4 protein-coding genes are annotated in these 3,352 nt (G+C 68.0%); all 4 read right to left on the bottom strand.

Annotation, left to right across the window (positions count from 1 at the left end):
- Positions 1-79: 79 nt before the first annotated feature.
- The gene (locus AC27VN_RS36525; protein ID WP_093340600.1) at positions 80-850 is read right to left on the bottom strand and encodes an ABC transporter permease; all 771 of its coding nucleotides are present in this window, start codon (positions 848-850) and stop codon (positions 80-82) included.
- Between the two features lie 9 nt (positions 851-859).
- A complete protein-coding gene (locus AC27VN_RS36520) occupies positions 860-1,711 on the bottom strand; it encodes an ABC transporter ATP-binding protein (RefSeq protein WP_490879794.1) in 852 nt (283 codons plus the stop codon).
- The gene (locus tag AC27VN_RS36515) at positions 1,711-2,745 is read right to left on the bottom strand and encodes an ABC transporter substrate-binding protein (RefSeq protein ID WP_490879793.1); all 1,035 of its coding nucleotides are present in this window, start codon (positions 2,743-2,745) and stop codon (positions 1,711-1,713) included. Before AC27VN_RS36515 ends, AC27VN_RS36520 begins: the two co-directional genes overlap by 1 nt.
- A gap of 144 nt (positions 2,746-2,889) precedes the next feature.
- Positions 2,890-3,352: IclR family transcriptional regulator domain-containing protein (locus AC27VN_RS36510; RefSeq protein WP_490879792.1), on the bottom strand; the 463-nt coding region annotated here is incomplete at its 5' end.

Here is a 3,352-nt window from a genome sequence, read left to right as displayed (position 1 = left end):
CCTCTTCACGCACGCGGTGTTCGGCCTGGGGCTCTACCTCGCGGCCTGCGCGTGGTCGGCGCTCAGCCCCTGAAGCGCCTCACTGGTTCTGCGACCCGCGGTGCGCCCAGCCCGTGGTGTGCTTCTCGACCACGCTGAAGAGCTCGTACATCAGCATCGCCATCGCGCCCACCACCATCAGCCCGGCGAAGGCCAGGCCCATCTGCATCGACGAGCCGGCCGAGATCAGCAGGTAGCCGATGCCTTCGTTGGCGGCAGTCATCTCGCTGACCGTGGTGCCCACGAAGGCCAGCGTGATCGCGACCTTGAGCGAGCCGAAGAAGTAGGGCATGGAGCGCGGCAGGCCGATCTTCATGAGCACGTCCCAGCGCTTGGCGCCGAGCACGCGCAGCACGTCCTCGAGTTCGGGCTCGAGCGTGGCGAGGCCGGTCGCGATGTTGACCATGATCGGGAAGAAGCTGATCAGGAAGGCCGTGAGGATCGCGGGCCCGATGCCGATGCCGAACCACACGACCAGGATCGGCACGAAGGCTGCCTTGGGCAGCGCGTTGAAGGCCGTCATCAGCGGATAGATGGCCGCGTAGGCCAGGCGCGAGCTGCCGATCACGAAACCGAGCAGCACGCCCACCACGATCGCGAGGCCGAAGCCCGCCATCGTGACCCAGAAGGTGCGCCAGGCATGGCCCGCGATGATCTCCTTGAACTCCCAGAACTGGTTCCAGATGCGCAGCGGGCTCGGGAAGATGAAGTCCGAGACGCCGAAGCCCGCGCAGATCACCTGCCACAGCAGGATCACCGCCACGAGCAGCAGCCAGGGCGACCAGCGTTCGAGTTGCTTGTTGTTCTTCATGGCCGCTCCTCAGTGCGCCACCGCCGCGGCACCGGTCGCACCGGCGGCATTGCCGCGGATCGCGCCGATGTGGCTGCGCAGCTCGAGCACGATGTCGGTGAACTCCTTGGTGTAGGTGAGCTCGAGCTCGCGCGGACGCGGCAGCTCGATCTCGCGCTTGACCACGAAGCGGCCCGGGCTCTTGCTCATCACGTAGACCGTGTCGGCCAGGAACACCGACTCGCGCAGGTCGTGCGTGACCAGGATCACGTTGAAGCGCTGCTCGGTCCAGAGGTCGCGCAGGATGCACCAGAGCTCCTCGCGCGTGAAGGCATCGAGCGCGCCGAAGGGCTCGTCGAGCAGCAGCATCTTGGGCTCGTGGATCAGCGCGCGGCAGATGCTCGCGCGCTGCTGCATGCCGCCCGAGAGCTGCCACGGGAACTTGTCCTCGTAGCCGCCCAGGCCCACCTTCTGCAGCAGGCGGCGCGCGCGGTCCTCGTACGCCTTGCGCCTGGCCTTGAAGTTCGAGCGGTAGGGCTCGACGATCTCCAGCGGCAGCAGCACGTTGTCGACCGTGGTGCGCCAGGGCAGCAGCGAGGGCGCCTGGAAGGCCATGCCCGAGATCTTGAGCGGGCCGATCACCGGCGCGCCGTCGATGCGGATGCGGCCCATCGACGGCATCCTGAGCCCGGTCGTGAGCTTCATGAAGGTCGACTTGCCGCAGCCCGAGGGGCCGACGATGGCGATGAACTCGCCGCGCTTCACCTTCAGGTCGATGGCCTCGACCGCGAAGTGATTGGCGCGCAGCAGCTCCTCGTTGTAGGCGAGCCAGACGTCCTGGAAGTCGACGAAGGGGGCGGCCTCGTTCGCGGTGTCCGCCATCACTTGCGCAGGATCCCGCTGAGTTCGGCCGCCGGCGGCAGCAGCGCGGCGGACCACACGGCCTCGGGGCTCACGCGGGTCTTGGTGTTGAAGGCGTCCGACACCTGCGAGGCCATCAGCGACAGGCGACCCGCATTCACCGCGCCGAAGCCGTCGGCGCGCGCGTCGGCGCTGTTGATCACGGTGTCGATCGCGAGCTGCAGGCGACGCGTCTCGAGCTTGCTGTCGACGATGCCGTCGCGCGCCTTCACCGACTCGATGCCCTGCGCGGGATTGGCGATCACTTCCTTGGCGCCCTTGGCGAAGGCCGAGAGGAATTTCTTCACCGCCTCGGGGTTCTCCTTGATGAGCTTGGGCGAGGCGATGATGACGTTGCCGTAGAGCTTCACGCCGTAGTCGGGGAAGGGCAGGATCACCACGTCGGCCGTCTTGGCGCCGCGCGCCTCGAGGTTGAGCAGCGAGGTGAAGGTGAAGCCGGTGATGGCGTCGATGTCGCCGCGCATCAGCATGGTCTCGCGCAGGGTCGGGTCCATCGCGGTCCAGTTGACCGTGCCGATGTTGTTGGCCTTGGCGAAGATCGGGAACGCGCGGCGGCCCGCGTCGAACACCGGCGCGCCGAGCTTCTTGCCCGTGAGGTCGGCGGGCTTGGTGATGCCGCTCTTCTTGAGCGTCATGACCGAGGCCGGCGTGTTGTTGTAGACCATCATCACCGCGACCGGCTTGTTCGGGCTGTCGGGGTTGTTGGCGTGGAATTCCATCAGCGCCGCGAGGTCGGCGAAGCCCATGTCGTAGGCACCCGAGGCCACGCGCGTGACCGTGCCGCCCGAGCCGTTGCCCGCGTCGATGGTCACGTCGAGGCCGGCGGCCTTGAAGTAGCCCTTGGCGGCCGGATGCAGGAACAGCGCGGCCGGTCCCTCGAAGCGCCAATCGAGCTGGAACTTGATCGGCGTCGTGGCCTGGGCGAAGGCCGAGGGCAGGCCGAAGCTCAGGGCCGAGGCGGCGAGGAAGGACTGGAGCAGATGGCGCTTGTTCATGCGGGCTTGGTTCCGTGAAAGTGAATGCTTCCGGATTCAAGCAAAAACGGTGCCCGCACGTGATTGGTGCGAACCCTTCCCGCGATTCAAGGCGGTGCGCGCCCAGCGAAAAACTGCACCGCGCACGGGAAAAACCTTCGAAATTCAGGGGACGTTGGCACCGAAAGCGAGCCAATACGGGTCGCCGATGCGCTTGCCCACGTTCGCCGCGGCATCGCGCACCACGGCGCCGTAGCGCTCGACCAGCGGCTCCGACAGCAGCTCGGCCGGCAGCGCGACGCCGAAGGCATAGGTCTGACGCGTGGCCGCGTCGAACACGGCCGACGAGATGCCCGCCACGTTGGTCACGTACTCGCCGCGCGAGAGGGCCCAGCCGGTCTCGCGGATCACGGCCAGCCGCGCCATCAGGTCCTTGCGCGTGCGCGGCGCGTCGCCGCGGCCCTGGTCGAGCCGGCCGCCGAGCAGCGCCGTCACTTCCGCATCGCTCAGGCGCGCGAGCAGGGCGCGGCCCATCGCGCTCGAGTAGGCCGGCGCGCGGCTGCCCGGCGGCGTGTAGATCTGCAGCGCGCCGGCGCCGGTGAGCAAGTGGGTGAGCGGAGGGTTGGGG

Source organism: Variovorax sp. 20P10.2.4 (genome assembly GCF_058244205.1).
Note: the sequence above shows the minus strand (reverse complement) of the source record. Positions and strands in the feature narration are given on the sequence as shown.